22 protein-coding genes and 1 pseudogene are annotated in these 20,282 nt (G+C 73.4%); 12 read left to right on the forward strand and 11 right to left on the reverse strand.

Features of this window, described 5'->3' with window-relative positions; all coding sequences use genetic code 11:
- The first annotated feature begins 16 nt into the window (after nt 1–16).
- Both ACGFZN_RS08080 and ACGFZN_RS08085 read left to right on the forward strand, forming a co-directional pair.
- Nucleotides 17–1,042: an ATP-binding cassette domain-containing protein gene (locus ACGFZN_RS08080; protein ID WP_393857634.1), complete on the forward strand. Its 1,026-nt coding sequence runs from the start codon at nt 17–19 to the stop codon at nt 1,040–1,042.
- A complete protein-coding gene (locus ACGFZN_RS08085) occupies nt 1,039–1,866 on the forward strand; it encodes an ABC transporter permease (protein WP_393857635.1) in 828 nt (275 codons plus the stop codon). Before ACGFZN_RS08080 ends, ACGFZN_RS08085 begins: the two co-directional genes overlap by 4 nt.
- Nucleotides 1,867–1,870: 4 nt before the next feature.
- Here ACGFZN_RS08085 and ACGFZN_RS08090 read toward each other — a convergent pair whose 3' ends face one another.
- Both ACGFZN_RS08090 and ACGFZN_RS08095 read right to left on the reverse strand, forming a co-directional pair.
- Nucleotides 1,871–5,122, reverse strand: a complete 3,252-nt coding sequence (locus ACGFZN_RS08090; RefSeq protein ID WP_393857636.1) for a BTAD domain-containing putative transcriptional regulator — start codon at nt 5,120–5,122, stop codon at nt 1,871–1,873.
- A 14-nt stretch (nt 5,123–5,136) separates the two neighbouring features.
- Nucleotides 5,137–5,616, reverse strand: a complete 480-nt coding sequence (locus tag ACGFZN_RS08095) for a DUF6578 domain-containing protein (protein WP_393857637.1) — start codon at nt 5,614–5,616, stop codon at nt 5,137–5,139.
- A gap of 114 nt (nt 5,617–5,730) precedes the next feature.
- On the opposite strand from ACGFZN_RS08095, the gene ACGFZN_RS08100 reads away from it, so the two are divergent.
- Complete coding sequence (locus ACGFZN_RS08100) at nt 5,731–6,531, forward strand: site-2 protease family protein (protein WP_393857638.1); 801 nt, start codon at nt 5,731–5,733, stop codon at nt 6,529–6,531.
- Here ACGFZN_RS08100 and ACGFZN_RS08105 read toward each other — a convergent pair.
- The 3 genes from ACGFZN_RS08105 to ACGFZN_RS08115 are packed head-to-tail and all read right to left on the reverse strand — an operon-like array spanning nt 6,521 to nt 8,602.
- On the reverse strand, nt 6,521–6,712 hold the full coding sequence (locus ACGFZN_RS08105; protein ID WP_393857639.1) for a hypothetical protein: 192 nt from the start codon (nt 6,710–6,712) through the stop codon (nt 6,521–6,523). The two genes, ACGFZN_RS08100 and ACGFZN_RS08105, sit on opposite strands and share 11 nt — an antisense overlap.
- A gap of 54 nt (nt 6,713–6,766) precedes the next feature.
- The gene (npdG, locus tag ACGFZN_RS08110; RefSeq protein WP_393857640.1) at nt 6,767–7,480 is read right to left on the reverse strand and encodes an NADPH-dependent F420 reductase; all 714 of its coding nucleotides are present in this window, start codon (nt 7,478–7,480) and stop codon (nt 6,767–6,769) included.
- A 36-nt stretch (nt 7,481–7,516) separates the two neighbouring features.
- Nucleotides 7,517–8,602: an exo-alpha-sialidase gene (locus tag ACGFZN_RS08115; RefSeq protein WP_393857641.1), complete on the reverse strand. Its 1,086-nt coding sequence runs from the start codon at nt 8,600–8,602 to the stop codon at nt 7,517–7,519.
- A gap of 146 nt (nt 8,603–8,748) precedes the next feature.
- Between ACGFZN_RS08115 and ACGFZN_RS08120 the strand changes: the two genes are divergently transcribed.
- Nucleotides 8,749–9,345, forward strand: a complete 597-nt coding sequence (locus tag ACGFZN_RS08120) for a hypothetical protein (protein WP_393857642.1) — start codon at nt 8,749–8,751, stop codon at nt 9,343–9,345.
- 7 nt (nt 9,346–9,352) lie between these two features.
- Nucleotides 9,353–9,574: pseudogene (locus ACGFZN_RS08125) on the forward strand (MFS transporter); the annotation flags it as partial.
- Here the strand turns inward: ACGFZN_RS08125 and ACGFZN_RS08130 are convergent.
- Entirely contained in the window at nt 9,575–9,808 is a 234-nt protein-coding gene (locus ACGFZN_RS08130; protein WP_330340440.1) for a hypothetical protein, read from the reverse strand.
- Nucleotides 9,809–9,866: 58 nt separating this feature from the next.
- On the opposite strand from ACGFZN_RS08130, the gene map reads away from it, so the two are divergent.
- The 3 genes from map (at nt 9,867) to ACGFZN_RS08145 (ending at nt 12,698) form a co-directional block, all read left to right on the forward strand.
- Nucleotides 9,867–10,724: a type I methionyl aminopeptidase gene (gene map / locus ACGFZN_RS08135; protein ID WP_393857643.1), complete on the forward strand. Its 858-nt coding sequence runs from the start codon at nt 9,867–9,869 to the stop codon at nt 10,722–10,724.
- Nucleotides 10,725–10,828: 104 nt separating this feature from the next.
- Nucleotides 10,829–11,476 carry a heme oxygenase (biliverdin-producing) gene (locus ACGFZN_RS08140; RefSeq protein ID WP_393857644.1) on the forward strand — a complete coding sequence of 216 codons (648 nt, stop codon included), beginning with the start codon at nt 10,829–10,831 and terminating at the stop codon, nt 11,474–11,476.
- A gap of 73 nt (nt 11,477–11,549) precedes the next feature.
- The gene (locus ACGFZN_RS08145; protein WP_393857645.1) at nt 11,550–12,698 is read left to right on the forward strand and encodes a PP2C family protein-serine/threonine phosphatase; all 1,149 of its coding nucleotides are present in this window, start codon (nt 11,550–11,552) and stop codon (nt 12,696–12,698) included.
- Between the two features lie 23 nt (nt 12,699–12,721).
- On the opposite strand, the gene ACGFZN_RS08150 is transcribed toward ACGFZN_RS08145, so the two are convergent.
- The 3 genes from ACGFZN_RS08150 to ACGFZN_RS08160 form a co-directional block, all read right to left on the reverse strand.
- Nucleotides 12,722–13,366 carry a PhzF family phenazine biosynthesis protein gene (locus ACGFZN_RS08150; RefSeq protein ID WP_393857646.1) on the reverse strand — a complete coding sequence of 215 codons (645 nt, stop codon included), beginning with the start codon at nt 13,364–13,366 and terminating at the stop codon, nt 12,722–12,724.
- A 125-nt stretch (nt 13,367–13,491) separates the two neighbouring features.
- A complete protein-coding gene (locus tag ACGFZN_RS08155; protein ID WP_393857647.1) occupies nt 13,492–13,737 on the reverse strand; it encodes a type II toxin-antitoxin system RelE/ParE family toxin in 246 nt (81 codons plus the stop codon).
- Nucleotides 13,734–13,994, reverse strand: coding sequence for a type II toxin-antitoxin system Phd/YefM family antitoxin (locus ACGFZN_RS08160; protein WP_393857648.1), 261 nt, complete (start codon nt 13,992–13,994; stop codon nt 13,734–13,736). Before ACGFZN_RS08160 ends, ACGFZN_RS08155 begins: the two co-directional genes overlap by 4 nt.
- A gap of 165 nt (nt 13,995–14,159) precedes the next feature.
- On the opposite strand from ACGFZN_RS08160, the gene efeO reads away from it, so the two are divergent.
- From efeO to ACGFZN_RS08180, 4 genes are read left to right on the forward strand one after another with little or no spacing between them, the layout of a single operon-like run.
- Nucleotides 14,160–15,296, forward strand: a complete 1,137-nt coding sequence (gene efeO / locus ACGFZN_RS08165; RefSeq protein ID WP_393857649.1) for an iron uptake system protein EfeO — start codon at nt 14,160–14,162, stop codon at nt 15,294–15,296.
- Between the two features lie 2 nt (nt 15,297–15,298).
- Nucleotides 15,299–16,546, forward strand: coding sequence for an iron uptake transporter deferrochelatase/peroxidase subunit (gene efeB / locus ACGFZN_RS08170; protein WP_393857650.1), 1,248 nt, complete (start codon nt 15,299–15,301; stop codon nt 16,544–16,546).
- A gap of 4 nt (nt 16,547–16,550) precedes the next feature.
- Complete coding sequence (efeU, locus tag ACGFZN_RS08175) at nt 16,551–17,423, forward strand: iron uptake transporter permease EfeU (RefSeq protein WP_393857651.1); 873 nt, start codon at nt 16,551–16,553, stop codon at nt 17,421–17,423.
- A complete protein-coding gene (locus ACGFZN_RS08180; protein WP_393857652.1) occupies nt 17,383–18,375 on the forward strand; it encodes a hypothetical protein in 993 nt (330 codons plus the stop codon). Before efeU ends, ACGFZN_RS08180 begins: the two co-directional genes overlap by 41 nt.
- 13 nt (nt 18,376–18,388) lie before the next feature.
- Here the strand turns inward: ACGFZN_RS08180 and ACGFZN_RS08185 are convergent, their stop codons facing one another.
- Nucleotides 18,389–19,117, reverse strand: a complete 729-nt coding sequence (locus ACGFZN_RS08185; RefSeq protein ID WP_393857653.1) for a bifunctional DNA primase/polymerase — start codon at nt 19,115–19,117, stop codon at nt 18,389–18,391.
- A gap of 122 nt (nt 19,118–19,239) precedes the next feature.
- Entirely contained in the window at nt 19,240–20,247 is a 1,008-nt protein-coding gene (locus tag ACGFZN_RS08190) for a small ribosomal subunit Rsm22 family protein (RefSeq protein WP_393857654.1), read from the reverse strand.
- Between the last annotated feature and the right edge of the window lie 35 nt (nt 20,248–20,282).

Genomic DNA, 20,282 nt, shown 5'->3' on the forward strand with positions numbered 1-20,282 from the left:
TGGCACTCTCTTCGGCATGACGCGAATCCATGAGAACCCCGGCGGCGCGAGCCACGCCGTGACGGTACGGGGACTGGTCAAGCACTACGGCGAGACCAAGGCGCTGGACGGTGTCGACCTGGACGTGCGCGAGGGCACCGTGATGGGCGTGCTCGGTCCGAACGGCGCCGGCAAGACCACCCTCGTCCGGATCCTGTCCACCCTGCTCGCCCCGGACGCCGGCCAGGCCACCGTGGCCGGCTACGACGTCGTACGGCAGCCCCGGCAGCTGCGCCGGGTGATAGGGCTCACCGGGCAGTACGCCTCCGTCGACGAGAAGCTGTCCGGCCGGGAGAACCTGTACATGATCGGCCGGCTGCTGGACCTGTCCCGCAAGGACGCCCGTGCCCGCGCCGACGAGCTGCTGGAGCGGTTCTCGCTGACCGACGCGGCCAAGCGCCCGGCGAGCACCTACTCCGGCGGTATGCGGCGGCGGCTGGACCTGGCCGCCTCCATGATCGGGCGGCCCGCCGTCCTGTATCTGGACGAGCCGACCACCGGCCTCGACCCGCGCACCCGCAACGAGGTGTGGGACGAGGTGAAGGCGATGGTCGGCGACGGCGTGACCGTGCTGCTGACCACCCAGTACATGGAGGAGGCCGAGCAGCTCGCCTCCGAGCTGACCGTGGTGGACCGCGGCAAGGTCATCGCGGGCGGCGGCATCGAGGAGCTCAAGGCCCGCGTCGGCGGGCGCACCCTGCGGGTCCGGCCGGTCGACCCGCTCCAGCTGCGGCCGCTCGCCGACATGCTGGACGAACTCGGCATCACCGGGCTCGCCACCACCACCGTGGACACCGAGTCCGGGGCCCTGCTGGTGCCGATCCTCAGCGACGAGCAGCTGACCGCCGTGGTCGGCGCCGTCACCGCGCGCGGCATCACGATCTCCTCCATCACCACCGAACTGCCCAGCCTGGACGAGGTGTTCCTGTCCCTCACCGGCCACCGCGCCAGTGCCCCGCAGGACACCGAGCCCACCGACTCCCGCCAGGAGGTCGCCGTATGAGCGCCGCCACCACAGCCGCCGTCCCCACCGCCGTCCCCACCGACGCCCGGATCACGCTGCGCGGCCACCTGCGGCACACCGGCGCGCTCGTCCGGCGCAACCTGCTGTGGATCCGCCAGGACCCGGAGTCGATGTTCGACGCGCTGCTCATGCCGGTCGTCTTCACCCTGCTGTTCGTGTACGTCTTCGGCGGCTCGATCGGGCAGGCGCTGGGCGGCGGCCAGAGCAAGTACGTGCAGTACGTCATCCCCGGCATGATCGCCATGATGAGCATGACGCTGGCCCAGGGCGTCGGCACCGGCTTCAGCCAGGACTTCAACAGCGGGGTCATGGACCGGTTCCGGTCGCTGCCGATCGGGCGCGGGTCCGTGCTGTTCGCGAAGATCGCCGTCGAGCTGGGGCGGATGCTGTTCGCCACGGCCGTGCTGATGGTGGTCTCCGTGCTGGTCGGTTTCCACATCACCAGCTGGACCGGCCTGTTCGCGACCGTCGGCCTGTCCGCGCTGTTCGCCTCCTCGATCATGTGGGTGTTCCTCACCCTGGGCGTCATCCTCAAGAACGCGCAGTCGGTGCAGGCGATGGGCTTCCTGGTGCTGTTCCCGCTGCAGTTCGGGTCGTCGATCTTCGCCCCGACCACGTCGATGCCGGGCTGGCTGCAGCACTTCACCGACTACAACCCGCTGTCCACGCTCGCCGACGCGGCCCGCGGACTGATGATCGGCGGCCCGGTCGCGCACGACCTGTGGGTGACGGTGGCCTGGTCGGTGGGGATCACGGCGGTCATGGCACCGGTCGCGATCCACAAGTTCCGCACCAAGCACTGACACCTCACACCAGGGCGGTGGCCTCCGCGAGGGAGAGGCCACCGCCCTCGGCGTACGCCGCGTGAAAGGCGGGCTCGTCCAGCACCTGCCGGATGCGGTCCTCGGTCAGGTCGTGGCAGCGGCGCTCGACGCCGGACAGGATGTGGCCGGCCGGCAGCAGCGCGTCGGCGGCGCCCAGCAGCCGGGCGGCGTCCACGGCACGGCCGCCGACGCCGGCGAGGGCCATCGCCGCACTGTTGAGGCAGATCGAGTCCAGGTGCGGGGCGATGGTCTGGGTCAGCGGGTCGCGGGCCAGGCACAGCGCCCGCCGGCACCGCTCGAGCGCCTCCTCGGCGCGGCCGTCGAGGGCGTCCAGCCAGGCCTCCTGGGTGAGCAGCATGGAGTCGAAGACGACGAAGTGCACGATCTTGAACTCCTCGCGCAGCCGGACCAGTTGCTCCCTGGCCTCGGCGACGCGGCCGGTCAGGCCCAGCCAGCAGGCGAGGAAGAGCCGGGCGCCGGGCATCGCCTCGTTGAGGGAGCCGTCCTGGCTCGCGATGACGTCCCGCAGCATCCGCTCGCCGCGCTCCATCTCCCCGACCTCCATGAGCACGGAGCCGAGGCGGGCGCGGAGGATGGCGATCTGGCCGCGGGCGCCGAGCAGTTCGGCGTGTTCGATGGCCGCCCGGTAGTCGGCGGCGGCCTCGTGGTAGGCGCCCTGGCGTTCGTGGGCCTCGCCGCGGGCGGACAGCGCCTCGGCGGTGCCCCAGGCGTCCCCGAGGCGGCGGAAGATCTCCAGCGCCTCCTCGGCGTCCTCGGCGGCGTTGCCGGCCCAGTCGGCGCGGTTGGCGAGGAGGTTGGCGCGCATCTGCAGCGTCACGGCCAGTTCCCACTCGAAGCCCGGGGTGTCGCGGCTGGTCCGGACGCAGGCGTCGATGACCGCCCACATCCGCTCGGCGCCGCCGGTCAGCATGACGGCGTAGAACCACAGCAGGCCGGGGACCCGGCAGGTCTGCGGCATCCCGGGCTCGTAGGCGCGGGCGATGGCGCGCAGCTTCGCCTGCGCCTCGGGCGTCTGCCAGGCGGCCAGGTCGTGGTCCATGCAGGCGAGATGGGCGAGGTGGACGCCGCGCCGGGCCTCGGCGAGGACCTCGCCGCTGTAGGGGGGCGGGGCCTCGGTGCACGGCCGCCACACCGGCCGGGCGGGCGCCAGCGGTTCGGCGAAGGGGTCGGGGCCGAGCGCCATGACCTCCTCGCACCAGCCGCGGGTCTCGATGCGCTGGTCCCGCATCTGCCAGAAGGAGGCCAGGGACAGCACCAGGCACAGCCCCTCCTGCTCGTCGCGGGCGGCGACGGCGTGCCGCAGGGCGGTGCGCAGGTTCTCGTACTCCGTCTCGAACCGCTCGATGGCGGCCCGCTGCCCGGGGCCGCGCAGCAACGGGTCGGTGGTGCGGGCGAGTTCGCGGTAGTACGTCAGATGGGCCCGCTCGGCCTCGGCGCGCCGCCCGGTCTCGTCCAGGCGTTCGCCGGCGTACTCGGCGACGGTCTCCAGCAGCCGGTAGCGCATCCCGCCGTCGGCCGAAGGGGCGGCCACCACCAGGGACTTGTCGACCAGGGAGCCCAGCGCCTCCAGGGCGGCCGGGCCGCAGACGGCCTCGGCGGCGGCGAGGTCGCAGCCGCCGGCGAAGACGGACAGCCGGGCGAGGACGTCCCGTTCGGCGGCGTCCAGCAGCTCCCAGGACCAGTCGACCACGGCCCGCAGGGTCTGCTGGCGGGGCAGCACGGTGCGGCTGCCGGAGGTGAGCAGCCGGAAGCGGTCGTCCAGCCGGTCGGCTATCTGGCGCGGGGTGAGCATCCGCAGCCGGGCCGCCGCCAGCTCGATCGCCAGCGGAAGTCCGTCGAGCCGCCGGCAGATCTCGGCGCAGGCCTCGGGGTCGTCCTCGACGCGGAAGCCGGGCCGGGCGGCGGCGCCGCGGTCGGCGAGCAGCCTGAGCGCGACCGGCTCGGGCAGCGGCTCCACCGGGCGCACCCGCTCCCCCGGCACGCCGAGGGGTTCCCGGCTGGTGGCGAGGACGGTCAGGTGGGGGCAGCGGGCCAGCAGGCGTTCGGTGAGGCGGGCCGCGGCCTCGATCACGTGCTCACAGTTGTCGAGGACTATCAGCATCCGGCGGCGGGCGCAGTGCTCCACGATCCTCTCGACCGGGTCGCCGGGCCGGTCGGTGACCGCGCGCATGCTCTCGGCGCCGGCGCCGTGCAGCACGGTCTCGCGGGCGCCGATGGCGGTGAGCACGGCCTGCGGCACGGCCTCGGGGTCGTCCACGGGGGCCAGCTCGGCCAGCCACACCCCGTCGCGGACGGTGTGCCGTACCGCCTCGGCGGCCTCCTGGGACAGCCGGGTCTTGCCGGCGCCGCCGGGCCCGAGCAGGGTGACCAGGCGGGCGGTGGCGAGGTCGGCGCCGATGACGTCGATGTCCCTCTCCCGGCCGACGAAGGAGGTGAGCCGGGCGGGCAGGTTGCCGAGCGCCTGCCGCCGCGGCTGCCGCGGGGCCTCGTCGGTCAGCAGCTCGGCGTGCAGGGCGCGCAGTTCGGGGCCGGGGTCGGAGCCGAGCCGGTCCGCGAGCAGCCGCCGTACGTCGTCGTAGGCGGCGAGCGCCTGCGCCGGGCGGCCGGTGTCGCGCAGGGCGCGCAGCCGCAGCGCCTGGAGCGGCTCGTCCAGCGGATGCTCGTCGCACAGGGCGGTCAGCTCGGGCAGCGCCTGCTCGGCGTGGCCGAGGGCGAGGGCGGCGGTGTGCCGGGCGCGCAGCGCGTCGAGCCGGCGGGTCTGCCAGCGGGCCGCCTCGGCGCGGTGGTCGGGCAGGTCGGCGAGGGCGGGGCCGCGCCACAGCGCGAGCGCGTCGTCCAGCACGGCGGCGGCCTTGGCCGGGTCGCCGTCGGCGAGCGCGGCGAGGCCGTCGGCGGTCAGCCGCTCGAAGCGGGTGAGGTCGACGTCGTCGGGCGCGGCGGTGAGCCGGTAGCCGCCCTCGGCGGAGGCGACGGCGTCCGCGCCGAGGGCGCGGCGCAGCCGGCCGACCAGCGCCTGGAGCGCCCCGGCGGCGTCGGCGGGCGGATCGGCGCCCCACACCTCGTCGACGAGCACGCCGACGGGGACGGTCCGTCCGGCGCGCAGCGCGAGCACGCCCAGCAGGGCACGCAGCCGCGCCCCGCCGACCGGGACGGCCGTGCCGTCGGGGCGGAGTACCTGGGTGGTGCCGAGCAGGCGGTAACGCACGGGGTCCATTGTCTCCGGAGCGGTCAGCACGGGTCACCGGGCCGGCACGGCGTGCCGCCCGGGACGTCCAGGGTGACGAGGACGCCGACGGCTTGGCGGACGCGGTGCGGGCCCGGAGCCCGGCCTGGTTCCTCCCGCTCGAACCACTTGGGGCAGCTGTCGACGGCCTGAACGGCGTACGCGCCGGGCACCGTCTCCATCCGGTGAGGGGACGGCAGGACGACCGGCTTCCCGCCGGTCCGCGCCCGGGCACGGTCGATGCGTTCGAGGGCCCGCTGGTCCGTGTACGCCAGGTACTCCTGGTGCACCAGGTCGATGGCGTGCACCCGGCCCGCGGTCTCCTGGTCGGGGCCGCCGTGGTTCTCCACCCACGCCCCGGCGCCGTAGTACTCGCCCTGCGGCTCCCGCGGGTCGACGGCGACCAGCTTCCAGGCCACCTCGTCGCCCACGGCGAAGGGCGTGCCGCAGCACTCCATCTGCCAGTTCTCGTAGAACACCCTCATCCGTGGCATCCCCCCAGGTTCCCGGAACCCGACGGCGGACGCGAGACGTTTCCGTGAGGAGTGCGCGGCCGGTACGGTCGCCCTTCCGACCGCCGATCGCACAGGAGTCCGCCGATGACCACCGCCACCACCCGCCGCGGCGACCGCCGGGTCAGTCCCGTGTTCGTCGGGATCCTGGCCGTGACGGCGGTCACCGGCTGGGCCACCTGGGCCGGGGCCGCGGCGCAGCCGGGCGTCGCGGTCTTCCTGTTCGTGACGGCCGCCTGGATCGTCTCCCTGTGCCTGCACGAGTACGCGCACGCGCGCACGGCCCTGCACAGCGGCGACATCACGGTCGGCGCGAAGGGCTACCTCACGCTGAACCCGCTGAAGTACACGCACGCGCTGCTGAGCATCGTGATCCCGGTCGTCTTCCTGGTCATGGGCGGGATCGGTCTGCCCGGCGGCGCGGTGTTCATCGAGCGCGGCCGGATCCGGGGCCGCTGGCGGCACAGCCTGGTCTCGGCGGCGGGCCCGCTGACCAACGCGCTGTTCGCGGTGGTGTGCACGGCGCCGTTCTGGCTGCACGCGCTGGACGGCGTGCCCGCCGCCTTCCGGTACGCGCTGGCGTTCCTGGCCCTGCTCCAGGTGACGGCGGCGATCCTGAACGCCCTGCCGGTGCCCGGCCTGGACGGCTACGGCGTCGTCGAGCCCTGGCTGTCGTACCGGGTCAAGCGCCAGGTGGAGCCGTTCGCGCCGTTCGGGCTGCTGTTCGTGTTCGCGCTGCTGTGGCTGCCGTCGGTGAACACCGCCTTCTTCGACGTGGTCGACGCGGTCCTGCGCCACCTGGGCGTGGGCGACTTCCCGCGGTACTGCGGTCAGGAGCTGTACCGCTTCTGGCAGGGCACGCCGGAGATCTGCCAGGTCAGCCCGTGACGGACGTGTCCCGCGCGGCGGTGGTCCGGCCGCGCTTGACGTAGTACCAGGTCATGTTGGACGTCAGGCCCGCGAGCAGCACCCAGACGAGCCCGAGCCAGCTGCCCTGGAGGAAGGAGACCACCGCGGCGGCCACGGACAGCACGCAGACGACGAGGGTGTAGAGGGCGATGCGGGGCATGGGGGTCGGCTCCTTCGGGGGACACTGCTACGACGGACAGTGTCCCCCATCGGCTCAGAGGTCGGTGATGCGGAGCCCGGCGTGTGCCTTGTAGCGGCGGTTGACGGAGATCAGGTTCGCGACGAGCGACTCGACCTGGTGGGCGTTGCGCAGCCGCCCGGCGAAGATGCCGCGCATGCCGGGGATGCGCCCGGCGAGGGCCTGCACGATCTCGACGTCGGCACGCTCCTCGCCGAGCACCATCACATCGGTGTCGATCTGCCCGGTCTCCGGGTCCTGGAGCAGGACGGCCGACAGGTGGTGGAAGGCGGCGGTGACCCGGGAGTCCGGCAGCAGCGCGGCGGCCTGCTCGGCGGCGCTGCCCTCCTCGGGCCTGAGGGCGTAGGCGCCCTTCTTGTCGAAGCCGAGCGGGTTGACGCAGTCCACGACGAGCTTGCCGGCCAGTTCGCCGCGCAGGGCCTTCAGCGTGTCGCCGTGCCCGTCCCACGGCACGGCGACGATCACGATGTCGCTGCGGCGCGCGGTCTCGGCGTTGTCGGCGCCCTCGACGCCGTGGCCGAGTTCCTCGGCGGCGGCCCGCGCGCGCTCGGCGGCGCGGGATCCGATGATCACCTTCTGGCCGGCCCGGGCGAGCCGGTAGGCGAGGCCCTTGCCCTGCGGACCGGTGCCGCCGAGCACGCCGACGACGTACCCGGAGACGTCGGGCAGGTCCCAGGGGTCCTTGGCGGGCGCCTTGGCGGGGGTCTGTGCGCTGTCGGTAGAGGTCATGGGGCGACTCTACGTCCGTGACGCGGACGGCACGGCTCAGGTCAGCCGCCGCACGGGGATCCGCCGGAAGGTGATCGTCTCGTAGGCACCGAAGTCGCCGGTCTCGTACAGGAGCCCGACGGTGTCCGCGTCCACGCGGACCAGGTCGGAGTAGGCGGCGGGCAGACCGTCGACGGTGAACGCCGTGCGCCAGGTGGTGCCGCCGTCGGCGGAGGCCCGGACCGACATCAGGGCGCGCTGGGCGGGGTCGGCCGGGCCGGAGTACAGCAGCAGGCCGGGGTCGCGGAGCTGGAGGACGGAGGCCTGGCAGACGGGCGCGGTCAGACCGGCCTGCGGGCGGAACGGCTTGCGGAGGGTCCTGCCGCCGTCGTGCGAGTGGGCGTCGGCGCGGTTGCCGGGCGAGGGGGAGTCGTTGCGGGTGTTGAGGTAGACGCGGCCGTCGGGGAGTTCGGCGGCGGTGGTCTCGTTGACGTTGACGTACCCGTCGGTGTTCTCGTCCAGGCAGCCGAGGTACCAGGACTCCCCCCGGTCGTCGCTGAGCAGGCAGTGGCCGCTGTTGTACCGGGGCTCGGCGCCGGTGTCGGCACCGGCGGGCGGCACGGTGTGGTTGCCGGGGACGAGGACCCGGCCGCCGCCGAGCTGGATGCCGTGCCCGGGCGTCGTGGCGTACCAGCGCCAGCCGGGCTTCTTCACCTGTGCGGTGATCTCCCTGGGCGCGGACCAGGTGGCCCCCTCGTCGTCGCTGTGCTGCACCCACACCCGCCGCCCGTCGGCGTCGTCGACCTCGCCGCGCAGGATGGCGGCCTCGGTGGCGGTGGCGGCGGCCCGGACGTGCACGAGCAGGATCCGGCCGGTGTCGAGGACGACGGGGGCCGGGTTGCCGGCGAGGTCGTCGCCGTTGCGTGCCGCGACCTGGAGCGGTCCCCAGCTGCGGCCGCCGTCCGTGGACCGTTTGAGCACGATCTCGATGTGCCCGTGGTCGGCGGCGGAGTCGACGCGGCCCTCGCAGAACGCGAGGAGGGTGCCGCCGGCGCCGCGCACGACCGCCGGGATCCGGAAGCTCGCGTAGCCCCCCTGTCCGGCGCGGAAGGGGACGGTGCAGGGGTCGGTGGCGTCGGTCATGGGGCGGCTCCTCGGAATCGGCGGAACGGCGGTACGGCGACACGGGCGACGGGTGTTCGCACGGTGACCGGTGCATGTCCCCGGGGCGGGCGAATTCCGGGTGAACTCCACGTCACGAGTGCCGTGTTGCGGCAGGATGCGGGCCCATGGACGCCGTACGGGTCGCGCTGCTGCGGGAAGTGCTCGCCGGGACCGAGTGGCTGGGGGCCACCCGGAGATTCGCGGGCGTGCTGCGCGGGTCGGTGGTGGCGCACGGCGGCGGACTGCTGCTGGTGGGCACGCCGGAGTACGAGCCGTGGCATCTGGCGGCGCACCTGGTGGACGAGGCCGCGTGGTCCGGGACGCCCGAGCTGGCCCCCACCCTGGTACGGCACCACGCCCGCCCCGGCGACCCCGCGCACCTGGCCGTCGGCCCCGGGCGCATCGAGGCGGCGCGGCGCGGCGAGACACTGCTGGTCGTGGCCCCCACGGAGCCCGCGCCGCTGCTCGAACGGGTGCACGCGGCCCGGCGGGCCGGGGCGACCGTGCTGGCCCTCGGCGCGGGCGACGGCGACCTCGCGGCGATGGCCCACGACACGCTGACCGTGCCGGAGGGCGCGGAACTGGACCTGGACACGGTGCAGCACCTGGTCAGCGCGGCGGCCGGCGAGAACGGTTCCTCTCCGAGGCCCCGCCGCGGCTTCCGCGACCGCCTGGCCCGCCTGGCAGAAGCCCTGACAGCACCCCCACCGGCGTCCTGGTGACCCGGCGGCCTACTCGGTCGGCCCGCAGCTCGGCCAGGTCCGGGCGGGCGGCATGGCGGCGTGGGCGGGCGTGCGGAGCTCCGTCGTCTCCGGCGGGCTGGCCTGCGCGGGCGCCATGGGCCTGCCGGCGCTGTGCCTGCCGGGGCTCATGACGTACGACGCCCGGACCGACGAGCACGCGCTGCGGATGCGCGAGCGCCACGCCGCCGCCGTACCGGCCGAGGCCTGATCACTCCTCGTCGCCGCTGCCGCCCGCCGGCGCGTCGTGCCAGCGGGGGTCGTTCTCCCACTGGAGGTTGCGCTCGGCGGCCGTCTCCATGGCCCGCCGGGCCTCCTCGGGGGAGGCGTACGGTCCGAAGCGGTCCTTGGCCGGGCACTCCGGGCCCTCCTCGACCTTCTTGTGCTCCAGGCAGTAGTACCACTCGCCCGGCTTGCCGACGGTGCGCTTCTTGAACAGGGGCATGGACAGCTCCTCTCGCCATCGACATATTCCCCCACGCCCGCTGGATAGACTCGCTGACATGTCTGGCCAGTCGCTGCTCGTACCAGGGGAGCTGTCCCCCACCCGTCCGGTCCCCGGAAACATCCGCCGCCCCGAGTACGTCGGCAAGCCCGCGCCGGCGCCGTACAGCGGGCCGGAGGTGCAGACCCCGGAGACCATCGAGGCGATGCGGATCGCCGGCCGTATCGCCGCGCGGGCGATGGAGGAGGCCGCGAAGATCATCGCGCCGGGGGTCACCACGGACCAGCTGGACAAGGTCGCCCACGAGTACATGTGCGACCACGGCGCCTATCCCTCCACGCTCGGCTACCGCGGCTTTCCGAAGTCGCTGTGCACGTCGGTCAACGAGGTCATCTGCCACGGCATCCCGGACTCGACGGTCCTCAGGGACGGCGACATCGTCAACCTGGACGTGACGGCGTACATCGGCGGGGTGCACGGCGACAACAACGCCACCTATCTGGTCGGCGACGTGGACGAGGAGTCCCGGCTGCTGGTGGAGCGGACCCGGGAGGCCCTCAACCGCGCGATCAAGGCGGTCAAGCCGGGGCGGCAGATCAACGTCATCGGCCGGGTCATCGAGTCGTACGCCAAGCGCTTCGGCTACGGGGTCGTCCGCGACTTCACCGGGCACGGCATCAGCACGGCGTTCCACTCGGGCCTGATCATCCCGCACTACGACAGCCCGCACGCGACGACGGTCATGCGGCCGGGCATGACGTTCACCATCGAGCCGATGCTGACGCTGGGCACGCACGAGTACGACATGTGGGACGACGGCTGGACGGTCGTGACGAAGGACCGCAAGCGGACGGCGCAGTTCGAGCACACGCTGGTGGTGACGGAGACCGGCGCCGACATCCTGACCCTGCCGTAGCGCCGTCCCCGCCGCGCCCGCGAAGCCCGCCCCCTGCGAGGGCGGGCTTTCTCTCGTACACTTTTACCGACAGCTTGTCGGCAAAGTGCCCCGGAGGCGGCCCCATGGAGTCCTTCTCGACCCTCATCCGCACCGCTTCCGGCGAGCAGCACGCGACGGCGGAGACGTCGGCGTTCATGAGCGCCCTCCTCGGCGGCCGGCTGGGCGTGGCGGCGTACGCGCGCTACACCGAACAGCTGTGGTTCGTCTACGAGGCCCTGGAGAGCGGCGCGGAACGGCTGGCGGCCGACCCGGTGGCGGGGCCGTTCATCCGGCCCGAGCTGTTCCGGCTGGCGGCGCTGGAGCGGGACCTGGCCCATCTGCGGGGCCCGGACTGGCGGGCGGGCCTGAGCCCCGCAGCGGCGACGCGGGAGTACGCGGACCGGATCCGCGCCTGCGCCGAGCGGTGGCCCGCCGGCTATGTCGCCCACCACTACACCCGCTACCTGGGCGACCTGTCCGGCGGACAGGTCATCCGCGACCGCGCGGAGAAGACCTGGGGCTTCGCGAGGAAGGGCGACGGCGTCCGCTTCTACGTCTTCGAGGGCGTCGCCAGCCCGGCCGCGTTCAAGCGGGGCTACCGGGAGCTGCTGGACGGCATCCGGGCCGACGAGCTGGAGCGCCGGCGGGTGGTGGCCGAGTGCAGGCGGGCGTTCGACCTGAACACGGCGGTCTTCCGGGCCCTGGGCGACGAATTCGCGCTGAGCGCGTAGCGGCATGTGATCACCCTTGTCCGGAAATTCCTTGTCCGGAAATAAGGACTATGTCCGCGATGTTCCCCTCGGCGTGAGCGCTGCGACGAGGAAGACATCGGCGACGTGGGTCCCCCGCGTGTGGGAGCCGGCTCCACGCCGCTTCCCCTGGCTGGCCGTCCCGGTGCTCATGGTCGTCGCCATCCCCGTCGCCGACGCGTTCCTGCCGCCGGACATCCACCTCGCCCATCTCCTGGTCGTGGCGACCGCGGTGACCGCCATGAGCTACGGCCCCAGACCCACGGCCCTGGTCGGCGCGCTCGCGGTGCTCGCGCTGATCACCGCCGGGGTGGAAAGACACATGCTGACCACCGAGAACGTGCTGGTCGAGCTGGTCTCGCTAGTAGCGCTGTGCACGCTGCTCGTCCTCTTCACGCTCCTGCGGGACCGGCGCGCGCGGGAACTGCTCCGGGCGCGCATGGTCTCCGACACCGCACAGCGCGTCGTCATGCGTCCGCTCCCGCCCCGCGCCGGACCCCTGACCCTGGCCGGCGAGTACCACAGCTCCGAGGCCGACACCTACATAGGCGGCGACCTCTACGCCGCGGCCCGGACCGCCCGCTCCACGCGCCTGATCATCGGAGACGTCCGCGGCAAGGGCCTGGCCTCGATCAGCGACACGGCCATCGTGCTGGGCGCCTTCCGCGCCGCCGCGCACCGCCCCGGTCCGCTGCCGGACCTGGTGGCCTATGTGGAGGACGCCGTCCACTGGGGCCTCAGCGAGTTCTCGGGCACCGACCCGGACACCGAGGAGCGTTTCGTGACGGCCGTGGTGCTGGACATCCCGGACGACCAGCCCGTGGCCCACGTGATCAGCTGCGGGCATCCGCCGCCGCTGCTGCTGTCCCGCACGTCCGGCACCGCAACGCCGCTCTGCGTGGCCGAGGCCGCCCCGCCGCTCGGCCTGGGCGCGATGTCCGACACCCCGTACACGGCGACGACCTTCGCGTTCCACGAAGGGGACCGGATCCTGCTCTACACCGACGGCGTCACCGAGACCCGCGACGACCAGGGCGACTTCTACCCGCTCGCCGAACGCCTCGCCAAGTGGTCCGATCACGCGCCGCGCCCCCTGCTGCGCGAGATCGTCGCCGACCTGCGCGCCTTCGCGGGCGACGCGCCCCACGACGACATGGCCATGATGGTCGTGGAGCGGGACGAGGCGGCGCCCACTGCCGGCTGAGAGCCACGAGCCGGAAGCCCGCGTCAGCGCTCCAGGTACACCCGGCCCCCGACCTCCACCCACCCGTGCGGCTGCGGCGCCGTCAGGATCTGGGAGCCCTTGCCCTGGGTGATGTTCAGGGCGCGGCCGAGCCGGTCGGTGAGCAGCAGGGCGGCGGCGCCGGTGGCCTCGTCCTCGTCGATGCCGTCGTCGCGGCCGGGGAAGGCACGGGCGCGGATCCGGCCGGCCGCCTCGTCCTCCCAGGCCCAGGCGTAGAGCCACTCCCCCGGCGGCGGCACCTCCAGCGCGTCGACCTCGGCCGCCGTGCCGTACTGCCGCAGGGTGCGCGGTGGCGCCCACTCCGCGCGGGCCTCGATCCAGCTGAACTCGCCGTCCAGCCGGGCGCCGACGACCCCGGCGGGCGTGACCAGTTCGGGCACGTCGAGCAGCCAGGCGGTGCCGACGCAGGGGTGACCGGCGAAGGGCAGGCGCAGGGTGGGGGTGTAGATGTCGATCACACCGCGCTCGGGATCGTCCACGAACACGGTCTCGCTGAAGCCGAGCTTGGCCGCCAGCTCCTGCCGGTCGCTCCGCCCGGGCAGCACCGAGCCCTCGCGGACGACCCCGAGCTCGTTGCCGTAACCGCCGTCCGGGCCGCAGAAGACGCGGAGTACGTCGTAGTCAGTCACGGAGGAATTGAAACACCGCCCCCGCGCGAGCCCGGCCCACACGGGGGGGCCGCCGGGCGGACTGGGCGCACGCCCCTCCGCGAGGTGCACCGGGGTGTGGGGCCCCCGCGGCGTCTGCGCCCCGGTCAGCGCACGCGTCCGAGGTGGATGACGAAAACGCGGATGCCCCGGTCGCCGACCTCGTACACCACGCGGTAGGCGCCGACGTGGATGCGCAACAGGTCCGCGCTGCCGAACGCCCCGTCAGGTCGCGGGTCGTCGCCGAGGCGGTCGACGGCGGCGAACACCAGCCGTACCCCATGCGGATCGTCCTTGGCGAAGCGCTCGGCCTGGACCAGCGCCTCAGGCTCCCAGATGACCTCGTACCTCACGCCTCACCCTCGCCGAACACGCGCCGGTAGGCCTCGTCGTGAGGGATACCGGCGTCCTCGGACCGGGCCTGGCGCGAGCGGTAGGCGGCCAGCGCTCGCAGCTCCTCCAGTTCCAAGGCGTCGGCGGGGCTTATCAGTATGGCGACGGTCTGCCCGTGGTCGGTGATGGCGACCGGTTCACGGGTGGCGCTGACCGTGCGCGCGATGGCACCAAGGCGGGCACGGGCCTCGACGATCGAGTAGGTCAACTCCATCATGCACATTACGTTACACAAGTGTGCACCTTGCGGCCATCGAACACGGGCCCTCAGCCGCCCCACAGTCACCTTGAGATCCACATCACGGACCCGATGGGCACAAGAGAGGTAAAGCTCAGGTAAGTTAGGGCAGCCTCACCAAACCAGATTCTGCCGGGAGCCCGCATGCGAGCCGTCCGACTGACCGTCGCCGCCGCCACGACCGTGGCCGCTCTGACCGCCCTCACGGCCTGCACCGCGAAGAGCGACGCCGAGGACGGCGACGCCATCCAGGTCACCGCGGCCGACTCCACCTGCGAGACCTCCGCGAAGTCGGTGCCGGCCGGGCAGGTCACGCTGCGGATCGAGAACAAGGGCGCCAAGGCCACCGAGGTCGAGATCCTGTTCCCGGACGACCGGATCGTCTCCGAGAAGGAGAACATCGGGCCGGGCACCCGGTACACGCTGACCGCCGAGGTGAAGGCCGGTTCGTACGAGATAGCCTGCCGGCCCGGCATGAAGGGCCACGGCGTGCGGCAGAAGCTCACCGTCACCGGGGCCGGCACGGCCGCGAAGCGCGACCCCCGGCTCGACGCGGCCGTCGCCCGGTACCGCACGTACGCCCAGGACCAGGCCGACCAGACGCTGCCGCGCGCCGAGGCCTTCGCCGAGGCGGTCAAGGCCGGCGACCTGGACGCCGCCAAGAAGGCCTACGGCCTCTCCCGCCTCGGCTGGGAGCGCACCGAGCCGGTCGCCGAGTCCTTCGGCGACATCGACCCGAAGGTCGACGTCCGCGAGGACGGCCTGGAGGAAGGCCAGAAGTGGACCGGCTGGCACCGGCTGGAGAAGGCCCTGTGGAAGGACGGGAAGACGGGCGCCGAGGAGAAGGCGCTCGCCGGCCGGCTGGTGACCGACCTGAAGGACTGGCAGAAGCGGGTCGGCAAGGCGGAGATCACCCCGACCTCCATGGCCAACGGCGCCAAGGAGCTGCTGGACGAGGTCGCCACGGGCAAGGTCACCGGCGAGGAGGACCGCTACGCGCACACCGACCTCGTCGACTTCAAGGGCAACGTCGAGGGCGCCCAGAAGGCGTACGAGCTGCTGAAGCCGGTCGCGCGGAAGAACGACCCGGCACTGACCGGGGAACTCGACAAGCAGTTCGCCGCGTTGAACGCGCTCCTCGACAAGTACCGCACGGACAGGACCGGTTACGACTTCGTCTCCTACGACAAGGTCACCCAGGAGCAGCGCAAGGAGCTCTCGGACGCGGTGAACGCGCTCGCCGAGCCGCTGTCCAAGCTCGCCGCCGCGGTGGTGAAGTGAGCATGGCCAAGAGCACGGAGGGCAGGCCGTCGCGGCGCGCCCTGATCGGCTGGGGCGGTGCCGGGCTCGCGCTCGGGGCCGCCGCGGCCGGCGGGGCCGTGGCGATGACCAGGGCCGGCGACGACATCGACCCGGCCGCCGACGCGGGCGGCGCGGTGGAGTTCCACGGCGCCCACCAGGCCGGCATCGCCACCCCGGTGCAGGACCGGCTGCACTTCGCCGCGTTCGACGTGAAGACCGACGACCGCGACGCGTTCGTGCGGATGCTCAAGGACTGGACGGCGGCGGCCCGGCGGATGACCGCGGGCAGGCCGGTCGGCGAGGGCGCGTTCGGCGGGCTCGCGGAGGCGCCGCCGGACGACACCGGCGAGGCGATGGGCCTCAAGCCGTCCCGGCTGACGCTGACGATCGGCTTCGGGCCGTCGCTCTTCGACCGGTTCGGTCTGCACGGCCGGCGACCGGAGGCCCTGGTCGACCTGCCCGCGTTCCCCGGCGACAACCTGGACAGGGCCCGCACCGGCGGCGACCTGTGCATCCAGGCCTGCGCCGACGACCCGCAGGTCGCCGTGCACGCCATCCGCAACCTCGCCCGCATCGGCTTCGGCAAGGTCGCCGTGCGCTGGTCCCAGCTCGGCTTCGGCAAGACCTCCTCGACCACCCCGGACGCCCAGACGCCGCGCAACCTGTTCGGTTTCAAGGACGGCACCCGCAACATCGCGGGCACCGAGACCGACCGGCTGGACGAGCACGTGTGGGTCGGGGCCGGGGACGGTCCGGACTGGATGACCGGCGGGTCGTACCTCGTCGCCCGGCGCATCCGGATGAACATCGAGACCTGGGACCGGACCTCGCTGCAGGAGCAGGAGGACGTGTTCGGGCGGGACAAGCGCGAGGGCGCGCCCGTCGGCAGGGCCAAGGAGCACGACGCGCCGTTCCTGAAGGCGATGAAGCCGACCGCGCACGTACGGCTCGCGCACCCGGACGCCAACGGCGGGGTCACCATCCTGCGCCGCGGCTACTCCTTCACGGACGGCACCGACGGCCTCGGCCGCCTCGACGCCGGCCTGTTCTTCCTCGCCTACCAGCGGGACGTGCGCCACGGGTTCATCCCGCTGCAGCGCAAGCTGTCCGCGCACGACGCGCTCAACGAATACATCCAGCACGTGGGTTCGGCGGTCTTCGCGATACCGCCCGGCGTCCGGGACTCCGGCGACTGGTGGGGCCGCACGCTGTTCTCCGAGGAGGCGTAAGCCCGTGTTCTCCAACTACCTGATCGGCCTGCGCGAGGGACTCGAGGCGTCGCTGGTCGTCTGCATCCTGATCGCCTACCTCGTCAAGACCGGCCGCAGGGACGCCCTGAGGCCGATCTGGACCGGCATCGGCATCGCGATCGCCATCGCGATGGGCTTCGGCTGCGCCCTCGAATTCGGCTCGCAGGAGCTGACGTTCGAGGCGCAGGAGGCGCTCGGCGGCTCGCTGTCGGTCCTCGCCGTGGGGCTGGTGACCTGGATGGTGTTCTGGATGCGGCGCACCGCCCGGCACCTGAGGTCCGAGCTGCACGGCAAGCTGGACGCGGCCCTCGCCATGGGCACCGGCGCCCTGGTCGCCACCGCCTTCCTGGCCGTCGGCCGCGAGGGCCTGGAGACCGCGCTGTTCGTGTGGGCGTCGGTGCACGCGGCCTCCGACGGCACCCCGCGTCCCCTGATCGGCGTGGCCCTGGGGCTCGCCACGGCGGTCCTGCTGGGCTGGCTGTTCTACCGGGGCGCGCTGCGCATCAACCTGGCGAAGTTCTTCACCTGGACCGGCGGCATGCTGGTCGTGGTCGCGGCGGGCGTGCTGGCGTACGGCTTCCACGACCTGCAGGAGGCGGACCTGCTGCCCGGCCTGACGCACCTGGCCTTCGACATCAGCGGCGCCATCCCACCGGACAGCTGGTACGGCACCCTGCTCAAGGGTGTGTTCAACTTCCAGCCCGACCCGACCGTCCTCCAGGTCACGGTGTGGCTGCTGTACCTGGTCCCGACGCTCGCGGTCTTCCTCGCCCCGGTAGGGTTCGCCTCCGGGAAGGGGAAGGTGAAGGGACCCGATGAGCAGGGATCGCAGCCCGCGCAGGCTCCGCAGGCGTGAGAGGTACGCACTCACGGCGGCCTCGCTGACCGCTTTGTCGCTGACGGCGAGCGGATGCGTGGTGGTGCACGGGGAGCGCGTGGTGCTCCCCGCCGCCACCCGTGCCGAGGCCGCCAAGGCGGTCACCGCGTTCACGGCCGCGTACAACAAGGCCGACAAGGCCTACGACAACTCCCTGGACGCGCCCTATCTCACCGGCCCGTTCGGCGACATCACCGCCGCGCGTCTGAAGGCGGGCCATGCCAACAGCCCCTCCGGCAACCCCGCCCACGTGCCGCTGCAACTGTCGGACATCAAGATCACCATTCCCGAGAAGGCGGGCTGGCCGCGCTGGTTCCTCGCCGACGCCCGGGCCAACAAGACCGGCAGGGCGCGCTGGCTGATGGTGTTCACCCGCGGCGACCTCAAGCAGCGCTGGCGGGTGGCGTACGTCACCCTGGTCGCGCCCGGCGCCGTACCGAAGTTCACGACGGACAAGGACGGCTGGGCCGAGGCGGTACCGGCCGGCTCCGGGCAACTCGCCGTCCCGCCCGGCAAGTTGAGCGCGGACTACGCCGCGTACCTGAAGAAGGGCGGCACGGGCTTCGCCGCCGGCACGTACACCAGCGTCGAACGCGCCAACCGGACCAAGCGGGCCCGCAAGCCGGGTCTGGTCACGCAGTTCATCGACCGGCCGCTGACGGCCGGCGACTACGCGCCGCTGGCGCTGCGCACGGCGGACGGCGGGGCGCTGGTGTTCTTCACCACCCACCATTACGAGAAGCAGACGGCCGCCGCCGGCACCACCGTGCCGGTCCCGAACAAGGACGTGCAGGCCCTGACCGAGGGCGAGGTGAAGCAGTCCCTGACCCTGGAGTTCGTCTCCGCGGAGGCCGCCCTCGACCCGGCGGGCGGCGGCAGGGTGTCGGTCGTGGGCAGGGTGCCGGGGCTCACCGCCGCGCAGGGCGGGTGAGGGCGGCCCGGGGTCAGTGCCGCAGGGGCCAGGCAGCGCCCGGATGACCGGCGTCGGCGTAGCGCGAACACGCGTCGGTGAGGACTTCCAGCAGGCTGAGGGGATCCGGCAGCGCGTGCTCCGGTCCGCGCACCCAGCGCACCCGCTGCTCGTCCCCCGGCAGCCGGGCCGGCGGCACCAGTACGTACGACCCCCGGCAGTGCCAGCGCAGCCCCGGGTGCTCGTCCATGGTCTCGGGGTGGCAGTCCAGCTCGCACGGCCACCACTCGTCCTCGTCCTCGGGGGTGCCGCGGGTGAGGGTGAAGAACAGCATGCGGCCGTCGTCGCTCTCGGCGACGGGCCCCACCTCGACGCCGGCGCCGAGCAGCCGCTCCAGCGCCTCCCGGCCGGGCTCCAGGGGGACGTCCAGGACGTCGTGCACCATGCCGGTGGCGGTGATGAAGTTGGCGTCCGGCTGGTGCCGGGCCCAGCGCTCGATCTGGGCGCGGTCGGTGGTGGACTGCGTCTGCCAGGCGAACGACACCGGGTGCCGGGCCGGGGTGGGACAGCCGACGCGGTCGCAGGAACAGCGGTAGCCGGGGGCGGGGTGCGCGGCGGGGGCGAGCGGCAGTCCCGCCGCGGCGGCGGCGAGCAGCAGGGTCTCGCGGCCGCCGTCGCCGGCGGCCTCCTTCGGGCGGCGTCCACGCAGCCACCGGGAGAGTTTGCCCTGCCGGCCCGACCGGCCGCCGAACGTCGCGCTCATCTATCCCCTCGCCTCGCTGGTGTGCGGACAGTGTGCCCTATCGTCCCATCTTCGTGCGCTTCGGGGGATGCCGCCGCCGGCTGGGGACCGGCCCGGGCGGCCGCCGGCGTCCGGCCGCGCGGCTAGGCGGGCGGTTCTTCCCCTGGGCTCGGGGGCGGCCAGGCGTCTCCCCATTCGGCGTCGCGGGCGGCCTTGTACAGGTCGCCGTGGCGCTTGGTGACCGTCGTACGGGCCAGCCGTTCGCCGGCCTCGCACAGGTCCAGGAGCACCTGGCCCTTGCGGATCTGCGGGCGCCGGACGACCCGGGAGGGGGCGGGCGCGGCGGGCAGGCGGCTTGCGGCGACGTACGAGAACTTCTCGTCCTCGTAGGGCAGGGTGCCGCCCTTGACCTGGCGGTGCAGGGAGGAGCGGGCCACCCGGGCGGAGAAGTGGCACCAGTCACGGCCGGGCTCGATGGGGCAGGCGGCGCTGTGCGGGCAGGGCGCGACGACGTGCAGCCCGGCGCGGATCAGTCGGTCGCGGGCCTCGATGACGCGGGCGTAGCCGGCCGGGGTGCCGGCCTCCACGATGACCACGGCCTGCGCGGCACCCGCGGCGGCGTCGACGAGGGCGGCGCGGTCGGGCTCGGAGAGTTCGTTGAGGACGTACGACACCGTGACGAGGTCGGTGGCGGCCAGGGTGAGGTCGGCGCCGATCCGGGCGCGCTGCCAGCGGGCGCCGGCGAGGTCCGGGTTGGCGGCGGCGATCTCCCGGCCGAGGGCGAGGGCGGGCTCGGCCCAGTCCAGCACGGTGACGCCGCGCCCGCCGGGCCAGGTGGCGGTGACGGCCCAGGTGGCGGCGCCGGTGCCGCCGCCGATGTCGGTGTGGCTGCCGGGCGTCCAGCCGGGCAGGGCCGCCGCGCACGCCTCCAGTGCCGCGTGGACCGCCGCGAAGGTGGCGGGCATGCGGTAGGCCGCGTACGCGGCGACGTCGGCGCGGTCGCGGAGGATCGGGGTGTGGGTGGGGGTGTCGCCCCGGTAGTGGGCGATGAGCCGCTCGACCGCTCCGGCGGCCTGCCTGGGCGGGAGTCCGTCGAGCAGCTCGGCGAGGCTTGCGCGCAGGGCTTCGGCCGGGGAGAGGGGGTCGTTCACCCGGCGATTCTACGGCGGCCCTGGGACCGGCGTCC

It is taken from the genome of Streptomyces sp. NPDC048192 (assembly GCF_043202415.1).
Lineage (GTDB): Bacteria > Actinomycetota > Actinomycetes > Streptomycetales > Streptomycetaceae > Streptomyces.